At 41.0% G+C, this 20,219-nt stretch carries 17 protein-coding genes and 1 tRNA gene; 9 read left to right on the top strand and 9 right to left on the bottom strand.

Annotated elements, in window-relative coordinates; all coding sequences use genetic code 11:
• Positions 1–26 precede the first annotated feature (26 nt).
• Entirely contained in the window at positions 27–875 is an 849-nt protein-coding gene (locus ABFV72_RS10280) for a DNA/RNA non-specific endonuclease (protein WP_347163549.1), read from the bottom strand.
• Between the two features lie 174 nt (positions 876–1,049).
• Between ABFV72_RS10280 and ABFV72_RS10275 the strand changes: the two genes are divergently transcribed.
• Together ABFV72_RS10275 and ABFV72_RS10270 are read left to right on the top strand one after the other, a co-directional pair.
• A tRNA-Ser gene (locus ABFV72_RS10275) sits at positions 1,050–1,140 on the top strand.
• A gap of 273 nt (positions 1,141–1,413) precedes the next feature.
• Positions 1,414–2,772: a tyrosine-type recombinase/integrase gene (locus ABFV72_RS10270; RefSeq protein ID WP_347163548.1), complete on the top strand. Its 1,359-nt coding sequence runs from the start codon at positions 1,414–1,416 to the stop codon at positions 2,770–2,772.
• On the opposite strand, the gene ABFV72_RS10265 is transcribed toward ABFV72_RS10270, so the two are convergent.
• The gene (locus tag ABFV72_RS10265; protein ID WP_347163547.1) at positions 2,769–3,734 is read right to left on the bottom strand and encodes a hypothetical protein; all 966 of its coding nucleotides are present in this window, start codon (positions 3,732–3,734) and stop codon (positions 2,769–2,771) included. The genes ABFV72_RS10270 and ABFV72_RS10265 overlap by 4 nt on opposite strands.
• 478 nt (positions 3,735–4,212) lie before the next feature.
• On the opposite strand from ABFV72_RS10265, the gene ABFV72_RS10260 reads away from it, so the two are divergent.
• The 6 genes from ABFV72_RS10260 to ABFV72_RS10235 all read left to right on the top strand — a co-directional run bounded on the left by ABFV72_RS10260 (position 4,213) and on the right by ABFV72_RS10235 (position 9,233).
• Positions 4,213–5,103 (top strand): YagK/YfjJ domain-containing protein, encoded by an 891-nt coding sequence (locus ABFV72_RS10260; RefSeq protein ID WP_347163545.1) that lies wholly within the window; start codon positions 4,213–4,215, stop codon positions 5,101–5,103.
• A gap of 150 nt (positions 5,104–5,253) precedes the next feature.
• On the top strand, positions 5,254–5,535 hold the full coding sequence (locus ABFV72_RS10255) for a hypothetical protein (RefSeq protein WP_347163544.1): 282 nt from the start codon (positions 5,254–5,256) through the stop codon (positions 5,533–5,535).
• A 49-nt stretch (positions 5,536–5,584) separates the two neighbouring features.
• A complete protein-coding gene (locus tag ABFV72_RS10250; protein ID WP_347163543.1) occupies positions 5,585–6,577 on the top strand; it encodes a DUF932 domain-containing protein in 993 nt (330 codons plus the stop codon).
• Positions 6,578–6,674: 97 nt separating this feature from the next.
• Complete coding sequence (locus tag ABFV72_RS10245) at positions 6,675–7,802, top strand: YqaJ viral recombinase family protein (protein ID WP_347163541.1); 1,128 nt, start codon at positions 6,675–6,677, stop codon at positions 7,800–7,802.
• 88 nt (positions 7,803–7,890) lie between these two features.
• Positions 7,891–8,802 carry a hydrolase or metal-binding protein gene (locus tag ABFV72_RS10240; protein ID WP_347163540.1) on the top strand — a complete coding sequence of 304 codons (912 nt, stop codon included), beginning with the start codon at positions 7,891–7,893 and terminating at the stop codon, positions 8,800–8,802.
• A gap of 170 nt (positions 8,803–8,972) precedes the next feature.
• The gene (locus ABFV72_RS10235) at positions 8,973–9,233 is read left to right on the top strand and encodes a helix-turn-helix transcriptional regulator (protein ID WP_347163538.1); all 261 of its coding nucleotides are present in this window, start codon (positions 8,973–8,975) and stop codon (positions 9,231–9,233) included.
• A 123-nt stretch (positions 9,234–9,356) separates the two neighbouring features.
• On the opposite strand, the gene ABFV72_RS10230 is transcribed toward ABFV72_RS10235, so the two are convergent.
• Positions 9,357–10,316: a restriction endonuclease subunit S gene (locus ABFV72_RS10230; protein WP_347163536.1), complete on the bottom strand. Its 960-nt coding sequence runs from the start codon at positions 10,314–10,316 to the stop codon at positions 9,357–9,359.
• On the bottom strand, positions 10,316–12,262 hold the full coding sequence (locus ABFV72_RS10225; RefSeq protein WP_347163535.1) for an HsdM family class I SAM-dependent methyltransferase: 1,947 nt from the start codon (positions 12,260–12,262) through the stop codon (positions 10,316–10,318). The genes ABFV72_RS10230 and ABFV72_RS10225 overlap by 1 nt, the downstream gene beginning before the upstream one ends.
• Positions 12,263–13,201: 939 nt before the next feature.
• On the opposite strand from ABFV72_RS10225, the gene ABFV72_RS10220 reads away from it, so the two are divergent.
• Positions 13,202–13,921, top strand: a complete 720-nt coding sequence (locus tag ABFV72_RS10220; protein WP_347163534.1) for a hypothetical protein — start codon at positions 13,202–13,204, stop codon at positions 13,919–13,921.
• A gap of 94 nt (positions 13,922–14,015) precedes the next feature.
• Here ABFV72_RS10220 and ABFV72_RS10215 read toward each other — a convergent pair whose 3' ends face one another.
• From ABFV72_RS10215 to ABFV72_RS10195, 5 genes are all read right to left on the bottom strand, one after another.
• Positions 14,016–14,312: a hypothetical protein gene (locus tag ABFV72_RS10215; protein ID WP_201572366.1), complete on the bottom strand. Its 297-nt coding sequence runs from the start codon at positions 14,310–14,312 to the stop codon at positions 14,016–14,018.
• Between the two features lie 433 nt (positions 14,313–14,745).
• A complete protein-coding gene (locus ABFV72_RS10210) occupies positions 14,746–15,693 on the bottom strand; it encodes a putative RNA methyltransferase (protein ID WP_347163625.1) in 948 nt (315 codons plus the stop codon).
• Between the two features lie 139 nt (positions 15,694–15,832).
• Positions 15,833–16,951 carry a phospho-N-acetylmuramoyl-pentapeptide-transferase gene (mraY, locus tag ABFV72_RS10205; RefSeq protein ID WP_057762045.1) on the bottom strand — a complete coding sequence of 373 codons (1,119 nt, stop codon included), beginning with the start codon at positions 16,949–16,951 and terminating at the stop codon, positions 15,833–15,835.
• Between the two features lie 3 nt (positions 16,952–16,954).
• A complete protein-coding gene (locus ABFV72_RS10200) occupies positions 16,955–18,406 on the bottom strand; it encodes a UDP-N-acetylmuramoyl-tripeptide--D-alanyl-D-alanine ligase (RefSeq protein WP_347163531.1) in 1,452 nt (483 codons plus the stop codon).
• 82 nt (positions 18,407–18,488) lie between these two features.
• Positions 18,489–20,201, bottom strand: a complete 1,713-nt coding sequence (locus ABFV72_RS10195) for a UDP-N-acetylmuramoyl-L-alanyl-D-glutamate--2,6-diaminopimelate ligase (protein WP_347163530.1) — start codon at positions 20,199–20,201, stop codon at positions 18,489–18,491.
• Positions 20,202–20,219 lie beyond the last annotated feature (18 nt).

Here is a 20,219-nt window from a genome sequence, read left to right as displayed (position 1 = left end):
GGCTATTTTTGGGTCTTACTTTCAGTTTAAGCCTTTAATTGTGCAATCAACCATTCTAAAATAGCCCACACAAACAGCATCCACTCCGGCTCTTCTACTGGCGCCTCGGGGGTATCTGAGCTCTCACCTGCCTTTAATGGCAAGTCAAACGCTTGAGATTTGGACTGACTATCTAGCATAGGTAATACATCGATGCCAATCTCAGTAGTCAGCTCATCGATACTAATTACGTTGATGCGTTCTGACTCATCATTTGGGGCGTAATACACACCTGCTTGATTGGTTGCTGGGATATATACCGCTTTGAAGAAATGGCTAGGCACAAGGACACGATTAGCGAGCTGCTTGGTTTTTTTATCAGTAAATGCCACACCTGTGATGGTATACACCTCACCGTATTGCTGTGTTAAATACCGAGTAGCAGATTCTATATTACGCCAGATGTAGCGATTGTTACGTGGTGACTGCGGGGCAATATTGGCTAGACTAAAACTATCATACTGCTGGCTGCGATTGGCCATATTGGCGTTGGGTGCCAAATGCCCTCGATCATAGCCAGAACCTGAATAGTCAGATAATGAGGCTCGTGCTGACTTTGGCAGTTTACTCTCTTCGTGAAAGCTATCTTCACGGTCAATCTGTTTAGCTTGTTGTAGACGTATGCGATCGAGATGCTCTGCTGACCAAAGCGGGGTACGCGATACCCCTGAATACATGACTGCAAAGCCATCCATGCACAGCGCTTGTGTGTCTTTTTTTAGCTTGGTATTGGTAAATTCAGGATAAACACCACCATAAAAAGACTGGCTACATTGGGTCAAATCATCAGCATGTGCTTGGGTAATACCCGTCGCGACAAGCAATACTGCCATCATCGCACTATTCTTACATCCGTACTTAAGCCTACTAAAACTTATCATTCAACTTTCAACCATTTATACTTGCCGTTACATACTTGCTATCCTAGCAGGCGCTTGCCAATAAAGAAAGATAGCGCGCAAGTCGTGACATTTTAAATGGTATCCGCTATACTTAGGCGTTCAAAAAACGGTGAAGTGGGTGAGTGGCTGAAACCGCACGCCTGGAAAGTGTGTATACGTTCATAGCGTATCGAGGGTTCGAATCCCTCCTTCACCGCCAATCTTATTAAACCTCAGTTTTCCTACCCTGTCCTAAACACCGCTTAAACCCTTTATAAATAACGCTTCTCGCGTTTTTTTTATGCCTGCTATTTTCCCAAGCTATCCGAATATAGCCCACCTATCACGTGGCTTGTGTTGGTCTATCCGTTGGTCTATTATTTATATACACCTAAATTAGACCAACATTCGATCTATTTTTATACGCCTTAGACCAACATAATCGTCTTAATGCTGTAAACATATAGCTCGTAGGTATAGGAAATAGACCAACATGTTGAGTGATGCCAAAATTCGTAAGCTTAAGCCAACTGATAAATGCACCCCTTCTCGTCCAGACAAATATAGCGACCAACAAGGTTTGCAGTTACTGGTACGTAGCTCAGGCACTCGAACATGGGTAAGTGCTTATCGCTACGATGGTAAGCAGCAGAAGACTACTTTAGGTACATACCCGCAGATGGGCTTAGCAGAAGCTAGAGTAGCTAATGCTGATATTAAGGCTTTAGTAGCAAATGGAATCAATCCCAAGAATAAAAAGCGTCAAAACAAACTTGCGAATGAACAAGCTAAAATGTTCAATGAGTATGCACTTGAATGGTTAGATGAGCGTAAGCGCAACGTAAAGACTCGCACCTATCAACAAGACTACAATCGCATGCATAAAGACGTGCTACCTAGCTTTAAAGGAATAGCCTTGAAAGATGTGAAATTTGAAGATTGTAAATCGATGGCAGATAGCATTGAAGCTAGGGCCGAAAAAGGAACACCGCCACGAGAAGTAACCAGACGCACTATTGACCTCGTTGGCAATATTCTTAAAAGAGCTAAGAGAGAACGTCTAATAGAGGTAAATCATACAGAAGGGTTAAAAGAGCTATACCCGAAAGCGAAGACTAAGCACATGAAACACGTTGAGCTTAGTGAGTTACCCAAGCTATTACAAGACATTGAAGGCTATCATGGTCATGACCAGACTCGATTAGGCATGAAGTTTTTAGCATATTCATTCTGTCGTACTATCGAGCTACGTATGATGAAATGGGAACATATCGACTTTCCCAACCGTCTATGGCGTGTAGATATTGATAACCTTAAGATTGCGCGTAAGCATGTCGTTCCTTTGTCAAACCAAATGCTAGCAGTGTTAGAAGAGATGAGACCCATCACAGGCCAATACGAATACGTGTTCTATCATACTGGTATGCACCAGCCTTATAGCGAAGAGTTCATTAATAATGCTTTAGACATACTTGGCTACGCTGGCAAGCAAACTGGTCACGGATTCCGACATATTGCCTCAACTAATCTAAACGAGCTTGGCTATATGGGAGATGCCATCGAAAAACAGATGGCACATGATAAAAAAAGCAGCATTCGCGCAGTTTATAACCACGCGCAACACTTAGAAGAGCGACGTAAAATTATGCAAGTCTGGGCTGATTTTTTAGATTTGCTTAGAAACACAGGTGAAGTTGTAGACTTTCAGACAGCGCGGCAGAAAATTGAAGAGTCTTTAGCTAAATCTGAAGAGAAGTCAAAGACACACAATAAGAGTATTATGATAAATGCTCTATTGAAGAGTGGACTAACCAAAGAGGACCTAAGGCGATTTCTAATCTCCGAAGACTAAAATATATCATTGCCCTGCGGATTAATATACTCAGACTCGTAAAAAAAATTGATGAGTTCATTCAATTTAGCAGTATCAGATTTTTTCTCAATCGTGGCCATTTTTTTTAACCTCTCTCTAGATATTTTAGTTAACGGCAAATGGTAAGGCCTCTTAGTTTTCCCTGCGTTATTATACTTTTTCTGACTCCAAGCTCGTTTTATCTTATCAATAGATATTTTTCTACTATCTATTATAGCCTGAGATATTTCATAATCTTGAATAGCTAACTGCTCGATACCTATGGCGTCTAGTGATGCTAGTATCAACTCTGTCTTCTTATTGTGATCAATAACTATAGCGCTGCCTGTTGAGAGAATTTTAGATGTCCTAACAAGATGCTTATAAATCCAGTCTTCACGTTCATTGTCACTTTCGTTGACCCACGCAGTGTATTTATCATTCTTGATGATACTTAACCATTTTCTTTGAATTGATTGGATTAGCTTTTGTTTATCTGAAATATCATTGACTAAAGTTGCATTCTTTCCAATTTTATAAAATTTTACCTGAGTATCAAATAGCCAGTAAATATAACCTAAAGGATCATACGTGTAGAAAATATCTCTGTAGTCGTGATGTGCTCCATCATAATTCTTTACCAAAAGAGAATAAGTAAACACTTGAGCTCGGTAGTCATTCCGAAGCCAGTCAAAGTATGAATCTGCAATAATTGAATGACGTTTTATTTCTATAATAAAGTCAATCGTCATTTTTTCATTAGACAGTTTTTGTAAAATATCTATTAAATTACTCTTAACATTATTGGGTGATATATTTTTTGGACCTATAGGTTCATGCAGGCAAATATAGTTAGCTGTCCATGCTAAATCTCTATCTGTAAACTCATTGAGTTTCTGTTCTATTTTATTTTTATTGGCATGGTTTGAGCTACCGTAACGCGGTGGTTGGTAATTTGGCATAGACAATGATGCTCCGCTTGTTTTTATCATGCATGATATTTTATATAACATTCTACATGATATTTATATGATATTAGGGTATTTTCCAATATTTGACCCATTGCGTAGGTCGCCTATAGGCCTAACTTGTTCTCTTCTAGATTTTAGCGCTCCTCTTGTAACATAGCCCTTTATCACTCTGCGATTCACCACGAAAAGCTTAGATTTGTATCTGAAAAAATCTGAGAAATGACTTAGTACCATCCTGTCTTTATTTCGAACAAATACGTAACTCCCCATACAGTGAACTCATATGTCAGTAGGCTTTTTAGAAAATTAAAACCACACCACAGCATGATATTTGTCACTCTTAAAATCCGGTTATTAATAATATTTATATAACATGGCATACCATTTTCTAATGTAGCCACCTTTCAAGCTGCAGTAATAATTTATCTATCTGCCCAAGATTATGAACGTATAACCTTAGGCAAATAACATGACCACCTTAAAATTAACCCACGAAACAGTAGTCGCTAAAGTCGACAAACTCGTTAACGATATTCTTACTCCTAACAACAAAATGAGTATTCAACAGATCAGTGAGCAACTGAACACTTACTATCAACCAATGACATTGCTCTTCGATGACGAGTTGGAGTACACCAACTCTATAAAATGGTTCATAGGCAGTGGCTATCTTGTGTGTGGTAGTTGCTATCCCAATGAAATTTTTTGGAACGAGGATATGACACAAAGTTTCTTACGTGCGTTAGTTTTTTATCGTGATGAATTTAACACTGCTATCACTAACTTCGCTTATCAAGAACAAAGAAACGGTTATTCACTTTACAATTATATGAGTTATTTTTTGAAAGAGTATTCACGAGTGCTTATCGTAAGAGTGGATCTTAAGATAAAGTCGGAGTTTGCACATCTAATAGGTATAGAAAAATTTCATAATTTAATGGACGAGTTGAGAGACAGTCTTGGGAGAAAGAGAGGTTGTTTTGAGCATTTAAGGGGTCATGCTTGGGCGATAGAACAAGGAACTGACACAGGTGGTCTACATTGTCATCTGCTATTGATATATAACGGTGACAAGCGGCAGAAAGACTGGTTCTTAGGTGATGCCGTTGGCAAAAAATGGATAGAGATAACGGATGGTTTTGGTTCGTACTATAACTGTAATACGAGCGAGCATAAAAGTACGTACAAGAAGCAAGGCACGCTTGGTATTGGCATGATTCATAAAAACAATGCTGTAGAAGTTAAGAATGCCATCAATGCAGCACTGTACTTAACTCGACCTGACAAGTACGAACAGCGCCTTAAAGCATGGACGCCAAGCATGCGCAGCTTTGGTCGCGGAACTACCCCTAAGGATTAAGTGGTACCTAGCATAGCCCATAGCTAAATAATTTCAAATACATACTACATTCATGAGATCGAGCATCAACGTCCTAACGCTCATCCTTACTCACCATTAAAGGTCTGCCTCGTGCAGGCCTTTTTTATGCCCAAAATAAAAGGAGTCTTTATGAAACCAGTATGTCCACGTTGCCAGTCATTAGCGGTGTATGAAATGACGGATGGTACTCACGACCGTTTGATCGATGAGCTGCTGTCTCCTACTGCAATGATCGGTCTTGGTATCAGTCTATGCAAGACGTTTAAAATCCATCCTGTGTTCGGTGTGATTACAGGTACTGCTATCGCAACCCTGATCGAGATGGCTCAATCAAAGAACGCTTTACCGCTGTTGATCAATAAGCAGTATCGCTGTGATGAATGTACTCACGTGTTTACAGCTTTTAATTAACCATCAATCATCAACTTACTTAACCAATCAATTTAAAAGGAATATTCTCATGGCACATTTAATCGAAAGTATGGCATACGTTGGCGAAACCCCTTGGCATGGTCTAGGTAACGAGCTTGCACCCAAGCAGCCACTTGAGGTTTGGGCACGCGAGGCAGGTCTTGATTGGCGTATTGAATCATCAGACGTCAGCTACATGGCTAATAACGATAAAGGTCAGAATCTGATCTTGCCCTTTTCTGAGAACAAGGTGCTCTATCGCAGTGATAACCTAGAGCCGTTATCAGTCGTAAGTCAACGCTACCAAGAAGTACAACCGCGTGAGATTTTAGAGTTCTATCGCGATCTCACCGAACAGTCTGACTTTGAGCTGGAAACGGCTGGTGTATTAAAGGGTGGTCGTAAGCTATGGGCATTGGCTCGTACAGGCCAGTCAGCAACGCTTCGCGGTGGCGATGTGAGTAACGGCTATCTATTACTGGCAACGGCCTGTGATGGAACGCTTGCGACCACAGCACAGTTCACTAATATTCGTGTGGTCTGTAATAACACCCTTGCTGTTAGCTTAGCCAACGGAAGTGGTGGTGTGGTCAAGGTTCCGCATAGTACCTCCTTTGATGCTGGAATGGTCAAGCAGCAATTAGGCGTATCAGTAAAGCAGTGGGAGGAGCACGTTTATGAAATGAAGCAATTATCGGAGCGCCGTGTCACTCAAGCGGATGCCGCTAATTATCTCAGCCGTGTGTTCAATGACCAAGACAATGACCTTATCTTGTTCAATAGCGCTAAAAAGCAAAAGGATACTGTTCCTAATGCCAAAGCGATGAATAAGGTGATGCAGATGTTTAACGGTCAAGGACGCGGTGCTGATTTAGATGCTGCCCGTGACACAGCTTATGGACTGCTATGTAGTATCACGGAATACGTTGACCATGAACGTCGAGCGATGAGTACCGATAATCGTCTCAATTCAGCATGGTTCGGTGCTGGGGCTAAGCTGAAGCAAAAAGGTTTAGAGGAATCGCTACTGATGCTCGCGTAACCTGTTGTATTGAAACTCAACAATTAAACCACACCCTAAGAGCGTGGTTTTTTATGCCTACTATTTTACTTTAATAAATTTATCTAAGGAGTTCACTATGAACCTAATCACATCAAACACGATGACTCAGCTAAGAAAGACAAAGCATACTAGCGTAAAGCTTAAGGCTCCTCTAAAGACTAAGACCACTATAGAAAGCGCGCCTGAAGTTAAGATGAAGGAGCCATTAAAACCTTCTGCTAATACTTCTACTACAGCTAAGCGCCTAGTCAATACCAAAGACTTAAGCCGTGAAGAATGGCTAGCGTTTCGTAAGCAAGGCATAGGCAGTAGTGATGCTGCCGCTGCGTGTGGCATTCATCCCTACCTTTCCATGCTAGAGCTATGGCTGATTAAAACCGGACGTTTGACTTCAGACTTAGATGAGAGCATCGAGGACTATTCACCGCTATACTGGGGCAACACGCTTGAGCCAATGGTCGCTAATTACTATCAACAGCAGACAGGCAATAAAGTAAGGCGCGTCAATGCCATACTTCAACACCCTGATCCTAAGCAGCATTTTATGCTAGCTAATTTAGACTACGCCATAACTGGTAATGATGAGGTTCAGATATTAGAGTGTAAAACCGCTGGAGAACGTGGCGCAAAGTTATGGCGTGACGGTGTACCGCTCTATGTGATATGCCAAGTACAACATCAGTTAGCGGTTACTGGTAAACAAGCAGCTCATATTTGTGTTTTGCTTTGCGGACATGAAGCCAAGATTTATAAGGTTGAGCGTGATGAACGCTTAATTGCATCGATTATTGAACATGAGCGTTTGTTCTGGCAATACGTAGAAACAGGTACAGTACCAACATCTGATCATAGCGAGTCAGCTGCTCGTGCTCTCAAGCTACTTTATCCAACCCCTAAACCCTTAAGCAAAGTCGATCTAACGAATGATGAACGTGCTAATGAGCTGTTCAATAAGCTGCTTGGTTACCGCTCTTCTATGGAGAAGCTAGAGCAACGACATAATCAGGTAAAGCACCAACTACAAAGCTTAATGCAAGACCATGAAGTAGCTATATTTGCCAATGGATGTATCTCTTGGAAAAAATCTAAAGACAGTACTACCTTAGACAGCAAAGCATTACTCAAAGCTCAACCTGAGCTGCTAGACAAATTTAGTAAGGTCAGACAAGGCAGCCGTCGATTTGTCATTCACAGCGACAGCTAATCCATTAAACCAATTCAGCGCATGGATAGCCCACCTTCAAAAGGTGGGCTTTTTTATGTCTATAACAATCTATCTAAGGAATACCCTCATGATTAAAGGTCTCATTATTACCCCACCAGTATTAGGTCGTATTAGCATCGGGCGAGTCGTTGAAAAGAACGGGAAACGTTTGCCTAGTAAAGACGATCAATTCACAATCACCAGTCAGATCCAGAATAAAGACGGTTGGATCAATCACCCTATTAATGCCGTACTACGTGAAGGTAGCGACGGTAAACTCAGAAAAATCCCTGTGAGGATGCTGTTCAATGATCCAGAGCTAAATCTTAGAGCAGAGTACACACTCTTTGACAGGCAGACTGGCAGACCCGTTTGTGTAGGAGATGGCGAACAATGCCAAAGGCGTACTGGCCAAGGTGTAGAACAACTTCCCTGCCCTTCCCCTGATCGCTGTCCTTTAGCGCAAGGTGTCGCTTGTAAGCCTTATGGACGGCTGTACGTCAATCTGTCTGAGGACGATGAGCTGGGTACTTTTATCTTTCGTACCACTGGCTTTAACAGCATAAGAACGCTTGCTGCCAGGCTAAGCTACTTTGCAGCAGTATCAGGCAATAAATTGTCTTGCCTACCACTGCAACTTACCCTACGGGGTAAAAGTACAACCCAGAGCTATCGGACGCCAATCTACTTTGTCGATTTAACTTTACGGGAAGGTTTGACATTAAAGGATGCGGTACAAGATGCGCAGTCTATTTATGCGGAGCTTGGTCATCACGGTTTTGATCAGGAGGCTTTAGAGGCGACTGCTAAGCGTGGCTATGGCAATTCTATCTTCGAGATGAATGACGCTGAAGCCTTAGAGGTAATAGAGGAGTTTTATCCTGCTGAGCAAGATAACGATCACCGTAAGCTACAACATCAACCCCCTTCGGAAATATCCTCTAATGCTATTGGCAGCATTGAGAAAGGACTACGCCAAAGCGTGACCGCTGTGAGATGATGCCTTCACATATTTTACGCAAATAAAAAGAGCTGATCATATCAGCTCTTTTTTTATATCTTTTAGCTCAGTCAAACTGAAGACAGGACTGCATGGGATGCCGTAAAAAAATATTGGACTCGGTAACTGTATGAGAGGAAACGCTCTCATTCACTTACAAGGAGCTAATTATGGAAATCTCAAACTTCAATGCTCAAGAAAACTCAGCTAATACTGTTAGCTATCGCCTTCCACGGATGCTGCCATTAAAAGAAGTGACCTACTATACAGGACTAAGTAGTACGACTATTTACGATATGTTAGACAAAAAGTCTAAACGCTATGATCCTACCTTTCCTATTCAAGTCAAACTCTCAAAAGGACGTGTCGCATGGGTGGAGAGTGAAATCTCGGAATGGTTAGAGTGTAAGATAGCTGCTAGATTTTGCTAAATAGCAAAACTAAATAAGCGACATGAAGTCGCTTATTTTTTTATTAAGGCTTCATGATTAACTTAAGCCTAATTGAAATTCGAGTAAAAGTAGCTAATCCATATATTCACTACTCCACAGTCATCATTCAATACTTGAGCTAAATTGTAAACTCTTAATATAAGACTCCATAAAATTTAAGTCAGGTTTACCAATATTGTCTACAGGCACTTTAATAATAGATTTCTTCATTCGATCAGTGTGCCATTTACGACCATAATTAAAACGGTAACGATCTAATTTAATAAGAGGTATTAAGAATAGAGCTATATAAGAGTTAAAATAAGGAAACATATCAGCTATTGGGTATAATACGTTCACATCATCTGAAGCCCAAAATGGTATTTCCTGATAAAAGCTCTCACCCACTGATCCATTATAATTAACAGTGATAACGTTTCCTTTATGAATAGGCTCTTGACCTACAAAATTAGTTAATCCGTTATTACTATCTGTAGAGCCTATAAATGGAGTGTCACCAGATAACATATTTGCTTTGGTTAATCGTAAGCCTTTATTTATGTCAAAAAGCTCTTCATATGAGAATTCCTTCCAACCTGTAGTATCTAACTTAGGAGTAGGTATATCACGGATTTTATCGTCAGAACCCTTAAATCTTTTAAGATCACTTCGATTAACCCATTCAGGTATAGCTTCCAAACCAGGAACTTCTAGGTCTTTGAGTGTTCGATTAGCTTCGCGACCACAAGCTGAAAACCTAAAAGCATTAGCATATATGACATAGCAGTAAAATAGCTTTTCTTGTTCAGACATGACCTGTAAAGCATTTAGAACAGCTACATTTTGCGATGTATAAAATGGATTGACTTGTAAGAAGCTTGAAAGAACTGATCCTCCTAATGCTACCGTAATTAGTCCTGGTTTATAAGGTTTAACACCTCTAATTAAATCAACTTTTGCACTGACTCCGTTATTTTTTTGAGATCTTCCAACGAAGTCAATCTTAGGGTCTACTTGAGTCATTTTATTAAGATCTAGTTTACTACCATAACTTACATCAAAAATATCTTGGAGTTTAGCCATTATTTATCCTCGACTTTAGAGGCTTTATCTCTATTCAGCAATTTGAATAAAGCGTAGTTTGTTACAACTTCTTCGAATTTATCTTGAGTTATTGTAGAATAATCTGTCTCTAAATAAGCTTCTGCTATCCACTCATCTTCATCTGTAACGTAAGCAGTAACCGATTCGCCTGGATGAACTTCATTATTACGGTATTGCTCTAACCAATTCTGTTTTATGTCTAACCATGTATCATTCAGATCTATACGACCTAAATGCTTAGTTTTTTCAAACCCATCATCACGCCAATAGCCGAACCATGTTTTCTTAAAAGCTTTTTTATGTTCTATTGTCTTATTGGTAATTGGATCAATGACTTTAGGGGTCATGTGGGGCTTATGTGCTTCAAATACAACTATACATGTAACTGTGGCAACTGGATAAAACAACTCGCTTGGCATTGACATTACGGCTTTCAGAGTATGAAATTTAAGCACTTCTGCCTTAGCTTTATTAGGTGTTATAACACAGCTTACTGGAATAATCGCTACCCCAATACCTCCCTCCTCTAGCATATCTAACATTTCTTTCACAAAATAAAGCTCATGTAACTCTGCATCACTTTTAGATTGAGCATATGGAGGATTAAGTAGTCCTATATTAGGTCTTTTCCGTTCAGAGTCTTTTTTAGGTGCAATAATGCTTTCCTGTAAAGAAGGTTCAAAGCAACTGCTTTGATATAAATTAGCCTTTCCATCGCCTCTTAGAATCATATTGCTAGCAGCTAAAGAAAACATTTTTGGATTATTTTCAATACCTATAAGCTGATTTTTTTTAATACCCTCCTCCTCCTTGTCTGTAACTGCTTGTTTGAGCATTGCTTGCATTGAAGAGATTAAAAACCCTCCTGTGCCAGCACATATGTCAAGTACAGTATCTTTTTTAGATACATTAGCTATTTCACAGAACAATTCAGTGATATGTCGTGGAGTTAAAACAATACCCAAAGCTTTTTTATCACCTCCAGTGTACTTTAGAAACTCACCGTAAAAATGACCAACTACATCAAAGTTATGATATACATTAATGAATGGCCAGACATTATCATTAATATTGTTAATAATTTCTGCAAGTACACCTTGGGGATATTTTTTCTTAACCTTAGCATCTGGCTTACCCAGATTTGGTTGAGCTGCAACGCTTGCATAAGGTTGTAACATTGTCTCTTTTTTAGCTCGCGGTATATCAGCTCTATTTAGTACTTCCCTTATGGCCTCTAGCCACTTTGTAGGCATAGTTTCAGCATCATAAGCCTGATAAGTCAATAAAAAAGGCTTGTACATTAAGGCAATTAAAGTACCACTGACTAGTAAAGGTTTTTCTTCTTCTGAAACTTTAGCCGCAGTCCAAATTAATTCATGTAGTTTTTTAGAAAAAGCTATCAGGTCTTGATGTCTTATTTTTTCAACAATAGGATCATAAGATGAAAGCTGATAGTACTTATTAAATGACAATATCTCATCAACTAGAGTACCTTTTATATTGGTTAAATCTTTATAGTCATCTGCACCACAGGGGTATAAGTAATTACTAACTTTTAATTCAGACTCGTTCTGACCGCTAACAGCAATAGCTATGACTGTAAATTTTTTAGAAAGATGTTTAGCATAGTGTAATACCCCATCAACTGCATAGTCCTTCGGTTTATTAAGGTCGATACTTGCATGGTTTTTTACTGATGCTTTGCATTCAATAACGATTACAAAGTTCGTATCTACATCCCAGTTAATAATGAACTCAGGGTAACCTGAGTTGCCCGTAGATGACTTACTAGCGATTTTCAACAGATTATCAATAGCCTTTATTTTGGATTTTTGCTCTTCAACGACAATTTGACTATCTGAGTCATAGTAATTATTTTCTCTTAATAGCTTTCTTACAATATTTTCAGTGATTCGCTCGCTCATTGTCTGACCTCAGTCTTAATTTGTAGGTAATTATGGGTTATTTTCAATACGTTCGACTGTAGTGAATTTTTAATATACCATTATTCACTACAGTCGACAAGATAAGATCGAATTTAATTCTTATCTCCAATTAGATATGTACGTACAATAAATAGTGTTGTTTTTGAAAATTACGTTGAGATAAATTATTTTAGGTGAGAAGAGTTCGTTGGTGTAAGTTATCAATCATTTTAACAAATAGTAGTGGAGTGCCCAAAAATGGTTTTTTGGTGATATTATGTATTTGAAATCATATTGGCCATATGAAATATTCAGTTACATTATGTCAGTCTATTTTCAACATCTGACAATTATTGGTCTATTTGTTGGTCTATTATTTCGATATAAAAAATAAATACTTAAAAATCAATAACTTATTATTATTGTTTAACTTCCTCCTTCACCGCCAATCTTATTCTACTTAAGCAAAACCTCAGTTTCCTGTCTTGTTCTACCTTTCTCTAAATATTCTTTATATCCTTTAATGATAAGACATTAAGTCTATATTCATTCTCTACTGCTGTCTGAAATACTTCTGTCTAGCCTTAATTTCGTGTGTCGAATGAATCTAATAACTATATATCTATTCAAATAATACATTGATTGACCAAGCTAAAAAACTCGTCTCATGGACTGAGAGTGATTCATAAAATGAGTCGATATTCTATTACGATTCGTTTTATTATCAGCTTGTTTTTATCATTAAACCTTTGTACAGAAAGGCGTTGAATTTTTCTGTGATGCTCAATCTAGCTTTGCATCTATATTTACCATCATTGCTATACCGTACAAAAATGTAATAACAGTAGGGTCACTGATACTCGGCAAATGCCATTGTCCAAAAATTGGATTATAGTAGATATTGGTAGTAATTATTTAAATAAACTAAGGGATACAATAATGAAAACACTAGGAATGTATATCGCAGCAGGACTCGGATTGAGTGCTTGCGCTACTGGCATAGGCGGCACGGCAACAGGTAATACCAATCAAAATAACAGCTCTGATAAAGTCGTCACTCAATACCCAATTGAGACTGCCCTACTCAATATCTATACCAAACAACGTAGTGAAAAACTGGTAGCTACTATCGGCGGACAAAGCGTAGCCGCAGATATTCAAATCACCCCTAAAGGTAGCATGCGTTTTAATAATAAAATGGTACAAGGCGCAGAAGTCAGCACAATCAACACAGTGAACCAGCAGATTACGGATCAGTCCGTCGCTATCAATTACTTTACGCTAGACCCATTGGTGTTCCATGGTTTTACGGATAGTACGGGTGAGTATTCAATCGCTAACCAAACGACTAATATCCCTAAAATGGCTACTGTAGGCGACTCAAATCAGCTCATCACTGAAAACGTATATGCTGACAGCAGTATGCGTCAGAAAACCGCCACTTATAAGCAGGACTGGTCGCTCACACAAGATACAAATAACACGGCGTGGCTCTGTATAGAAACCTCAGGCAATCTACTTTTGACTTCTGGTGCTGCAGGTACGTCTTCAGAATGCTATAAAATCAATGCCAAAGGCGATGTTTTGAGTAGCAAAGTCACACTCACTCAGCCTAATAAAAGCGGCATATCCAAATCAATGACGTTTATCAGTCAGTAGCATTTGCTCAATTAGTAACGATCAATAGCGTCATATAAAAACAAAAAAATAGCGCCTCATTAAGGCGCTATTTTTGGATGGTAAAATCGTGTTTTTACGAGCGACGATCATGGTTATTTTTATCATGACCGTTTTTGTCGTGGCTGTTTTTAGCATGGGCATTTTTGGCTATTGCTTTGTGCTTAGCAGCCACTACGTTCGCTTTGTGATGTGACTTTGCTGCCTTAGCTTTGGCATACTTATAATTATTACTCGCTTTATTGCTGCTGTGCTTTTGTTGCTGTGTTTGAGCTGAATGATGCTTATCAAAATTAGGTGCAGCATTGGCTTGACCCACCATCGACAAACAAGCAGTAGCGGCTAAAATCGAACTAACTAGTATCTTTTTCATCATTTTATTCCTTTGAATTCATATTTAGAGTAGTTATAGATAATTCACTTAGTGTTAAATGAACTATCGTGATAAAGCTTTACTCTATCGACAAAGAGAAGGATAAATGATTCTAGTATTAAGTAGATTTATGAAACTTGAAGAAAGGTTGCGATTGTTACGAGGGCATGCGCGATCAAAGGGATGTTAGGTGTTGGCGTAATGTTTGGTTAAATGGAAGCGTATTTAGGCTTTATCGGTAAGCATCGTAGACAGGATATTCATAAAAACGCGAATGACTAGCTGATTGGTGAAGAATGCAAATACGGAAACGGTTAAGCCAAGTCTTCTGTATCGACCTTTCTGCTATTCGAAAAACCTAACTCATTAGAAGTTGCTGGCTAATATTTAAAACGAGCATAGCAATACTCCATACTCCTATGCTCTAAATGTGCTAAACAGACGTTTTCTGCAAAATATAAACCACAAACTTCGCCTCTGTACCAAATGCTGCTGTTTCTACGGCGGCCAATAGTGCTTGCCTTTTTTCGCTGCGGGCACGGTACGCATAAGGTGTCATTGTCATCAAATCAGCCAAATCCTCTGCGGATAACGTTAGCTCTGTACTGACACGGCAGGTCTCAACCAACGTAAAATACGGTGCCAATTCTTGCAAGAATTTATCAGAATCATGCTCACGCACATCATCAAATAGCGCATCACGCATCGTTGCCAAATGCCCGATATCAGGTTTGGCAATGATTAAATAGCCACCATCCATCAATACATTATCAAACGCCTCGGGCAAAATGGGGCTAAAAATACTGCTAATACCCGTCACACTGTGTGGGTGTAATGGTAAATGTGCAGCACTGGTCACTAGTGGATAGACCGCTGTCGTCTTGGCAGTATCTTCTTTGCGCGGCTGATACCATAGACGACCTGCTAGTTTACTGACTTTGGCCAGCTCAACCACTGCAGGCTTACTGATGTCAGCGGCTATCAGCGTATCTATGACATCCGAGCCCATTTGCGCCATTGCCTGCGTGTAGTAGCCTTCTCCGCAGCCAATATCAAGCCAATTGACTGGCTTGCTATCTTGCCTATCTATTAACTCATCGTTAGACAATAACTCTGTCATTTTTTGACTAATTAGGTTTTGGAGCGGCGCATAGTGCCCATGATTCAAAAACCGTTTACGCGCATCGATAGATTCTTGGCTATCCCCAGGTGCTTTAGACTTTTTTTGTTGTACTGGCAGCAGGTTGACATAGCCTTGACGCGCTACATCAAAAGGATGTGAAGTCTGTTTGGGATGCAAACTACCATCACAGCGCCAAGTATCTGCGGCGGGCTGTAGCGGTGACTGACAAAGTGGACAAATAAATAACGACACGGGCATCTCAAAGTGATAGCAATATGCTTCGCATTTTAACAAAATTCATGGGTCCTGAGCGACAAAAAGCCGTCTCAATCATGATTGAAACGGCTTTTTGGATTTTTGCAAATTGATATCCATATAGATATTTGGCGGTTATAGCTTAACGCAGTTTTAGCGTCATTAGCCCAAGGATGACAAGGATAATGGCAATAATCCAAAATCTCGCCACCACTTGCGTTTCTTTCCAGCCAATTTCTTCAAAGTGATGGTGCAGCGGTGCCATACGGAAGACGCGTTTTTTGCGAAGTTTGTACGAGCCAACTTGCAACATCACCGATAGCGCTTCTGCAACAAACAAACCACCCATAATCGCGAAGGCAATCTCTTGACGGGTCATCACGGCGATAGTACCTAGCATTGCGCCCAGTGCTAGCGCGCCAACATCACCCATAAAGACTTGTGCTGGATGCGCGTTGAACCATAAGAAACCAAGACCTGCTCCGACCATTGAGCCACAGACGATGATGACTTCGGAGTTGTAAGGGATATAAGGTACATGCAAGTAATCAGCAAAGCGTACATCGCCTGATACATAGGCCATCGCGCCCAAACCTGCAGCGACGAGAACAACTGGCAAAATCGCCAAACCATCCAAACCGTCGGTTAGATTGACTGCGTTAGAAGCACCATTAATCACAAAGTAGGTAAAGATGATGAAGCCAATACCAAATGGCACCGCTGAAAATGGAATCATCCAGTCTTTGAATACTGGCAATAGCAGATCCTGCATCTCGCGCGTGGTGTTGATATCGGGTTGTAGCGTGGCGATATAATACAAAGATACACCGACAAACAATGCACCCATAGACAACCAAAAATACTTTTTGCGAGCGATTAAGCCTTTTGGATCTTTGTACTTAATTTTTAGCCAATCATCAGCCCAACCTACGGCACCAAAGATAACCATGACCACGAGCAAAATCCAAACATAAGGATTGTTTAATCGTGCCCACAGTAGCGTTGATATCCCAATCGCACTGAGGATCAACACCCCGCCCATGGTTGGCGTACCAGTCTTGGCCAAATGTGACTGAGGCCCATCATTACGAATGGCCTGACCATATTTGAGTGATCGCAAGTGCCGAATGACACGGCCACCAAACATCATGCTAAACATAAGGGCGGTAACAACGGCAAGCAATGCTCGCAGCGTCAACGAAGAAACCGCAGAAAACGGCGTATAATACTGGCCAAGCCAGCCGAACAACCAAACTAACACCGCCTACTCCTCTACTAGCGCATGAATAAGTGTTTCCATTCCCATGGAACGAGAGCCTTTGAACAACACAGTACAAGGCTTAGCTTGTTGCGCTTGCAAATATGGCTGTAAATACTGTAATAAACTGTCTTTATCGGCAAAAGCATGAGCACTGATATCAGACACCTCTTGCGCACCTGCAACGGTATAAGGGGCATATTCGCCAACACAAAGCAGCACGTTGATACCTGTGGTCGCGATAGTACGGCCCAAGCTTTGATGTTCACTAATAGCAGCCTCTCCTAGCTCACCGATATCGCCCAGCACCATGACCTGCGTACCTGTTTGCGCGGCCAATACTTTGGCGGCGGCACGTACTGAATGAGGGTTGGCATTATAAGTATCATCAATGAGACGATGCATACCAAGTATCTGGCTATTTAGACGACCTTTAGCAGGACGCGCATTTTCGAGCCCAATGACAATGTCGCTCACCTCAATATTCAGCGCATGTGCACAGGCAGCAGCGGCCAAGGCATTATTGACATTGTGTTCACCTGCCAATGGCAAGTTAATATCATGGACTTGGTTACCGATATGTAGCTTAAATTCACTACGTTCAGGCTCTACGTCTAGATGGCTTGCGCTTACATCCGTATTACCAAAGCCAATCACATGTGAGGTGTGCTTTTCAGCGATACGGCGTAGCTGATTGGTAAAATCATCCTTATCGGGAACGATTGCAAACTGTGCATCCGTCAACGTATGGTAAATCTCTGCTTTAGTCTGGCAGATGCCTTCACGGCTACCGAATTCGCCCAAATGCGCTGTACCGATGTTTAAGATACAGGCCACATCAGGCTGAACGATTTCAGTCGTATAAGCAATCTCGCCAATATGGTTTGCGCCTAGCTCTAAAATAGCATAACGATGATGGTCTGATAGCTCAAGCAACATCATTGGTACACCCAAATCGTTATTAAGGTTACCACGAGTGATCAAGGTCGGTGCCAATCTACCAAAAATACTGCCAAGCATTTCTTTGCAAGTGGTCTTGCCGCTAGAACCCGTAATAGCAATTACGGTTAAATCTGTATGCTGCTGACGACGATACGCTGCCAATTGACCTAGTGCCAAACGAGTATCGCTGACCACTAATTGTGGAATAGCATTTGGGCCGGACAACGAGATAGGACGCGAGACAACAGCGGCAACTGCGCCTTTTGATATTGCTGTCTCGATATAATCGTGACCATCGAAATTATCGCCGCTAAGCGCCAAAAATATATCGCCTGGCTTTATCGTGCGGGTATCAGTGGCTATACGCTTAATGGCTAAGGCAGTTTGCTCTGCTTCTGAATGGCCTTGTGGTAGTTGCCAATGCCCATCGAGCGACGTGGTCGCTGCGAGCAAATTGTTCATTTGCCAGACATAGAGCCCTTGCGACTGGGCAGTATTATCGGTGTCGGCTGTCATAATGATTACCTTATATGATGACTACTTAATTTTTATATTTAATGATCAATTTTTGCTAATACATGTACCGAGAGCCAATCAACTACACACGTCCAGCTTGACTCAATGTCTGCTGCAAAATAACACTGTCATCGAAATCATAACGAACGTTATTAATCTCTTGATAGGTTTCGTGACCTTTGCCTGCGATGACAACGATATCATCTACACCTGAGTGACTAACTGCGTATTCAATGGCGGTTTGGCGGGCAGGTTCAATATGGGTTCGTTGATATTGCTCAGCTGTCATACCAGCCTGCATATCTTGCAAAATCACATTGGGGTCTTCGGTACGTGGATTGTCCGCGGTCAAAACAACTTGATCAGCACCTGCCAGACCTGCTTGCGCCATCAATGGTCGCTTGCCTGCATCACGATCTCCGCCGCAACCAAATACCGCCCAAAGCTGACCTTTACAGTGGGTTTTTAAACTTGCCAGCACTTGGCTTAAAGCATCTGGAGTATGCGCATAATCAACGATAAAGCAGCCATCATTTGATGGTACACGCTGCATACGCCCAACCGCACCTTGCAACTGTGCAACAGCAGGCGCAATACGCTCGATATTCATAGCTAAGTCAGTATCAAGTGCTACGACAGCCGCTATCGCTGCGAGCAAATTGGCTACATTGAAGCGACCTAATAATGGACTAACAATCTCTATGTTGTCAGCTTTGTCATCACCAAAATCAGTACGCAGATTTATTTTGACGCCTTGTAGACTTGGTGTGATATCAGCAGCAACAAAAGTAGCAGCTTTTGATGAATCCAAACTGTATGTCCATGCCGTCAAACCGCTGGCACTTGCCATATCTAACATAACCTGAGCGTGCTCATCATCAATGTTGATAATGGCATGGGTCAAATCTGGAAAATGGGCTTTATCAAACAGCTTGGCTTTCGCAGCGGCATATTCTGCCATATCAGCATGATAGTCTAAATGGTCACGACTCAAATTGGTATAAATCGCTACAGTGACTGGCATACCTTGTAGACGTTGTTGGTCTAACCCGTGAGAGCTGGCCTCTAATGCCAATATTTCTGCTTGCTCTGTTCCCATTTGATATAGGAATTGCTGGACAGCTAACGCATCGCCCGTGGTATGACTTGCTTGTACTAGAGCGCCAAGCCTACCATTACCTGCCGTACCCATCACTGCGCTACTCTGACCCATCAACTGGGTAAGCTGTGCCACTAATTGACTGATGGTTGTTTTACCATTCGTACCAGTTACCGCAACCACGGTCGGTAGAGTCACTGGCTGCTGATATTGCAGGCGCGCTTGAATTAAGCTACCCAAAAAGTCGCGAATGTTAGGAACGTACAATACAGGGCATGGTAATGCTGCTAGTTGCTGCATACTAGCGATACTATCTGTCTTAGGTTCACTATTGGTATTTGAGAGGTTGTTTGCTTCGCTAAGCAAAATAACAGGGTCAATCTCTGAGAGAACAAACGCGGCTTGCTCAGCGGCTTGCAGTAGATAATCGCGACTTTTTTGAGGGTTGGCTGTTTGGCTTTTTAACAGGACAAATACGTCGTTCACTTCCAATTGGCGATTGTCCAAACGAAACTGTTGAAACGGAATATGGGCAATAGACTGAGCTTGACCTGAACCTACCTGATTGGATGCGTCCTGAATCGATGTTGCTATCATCGCTGTAAGCTGCTCAGCCAGTTTTTGCTGTTGGTTTTTATTGGCATCTATAAGCTGTTGTAAAGTAACAGTAGCGCTATCTAGCGATGATATAGTCATAGATAAATCCTAAACAGT

It is taken from the genome of Psychrobacter proteolyticus (assembly GCF_039762275.1).
In the GTDB taxonomy this organism is placed as follows: Bacteria; Pseudomonadota; Gammaproteobacteria; order Pseudomonadales; family Moraxellaceae; genus Psychrobacter; species Psychrobacter proteolyticus_C.
The sequence above is the reverse complement of the archived record's forward strand: the minus strand, read 5'-3'. Positions and strand labels throughout refer to the sequence as shown.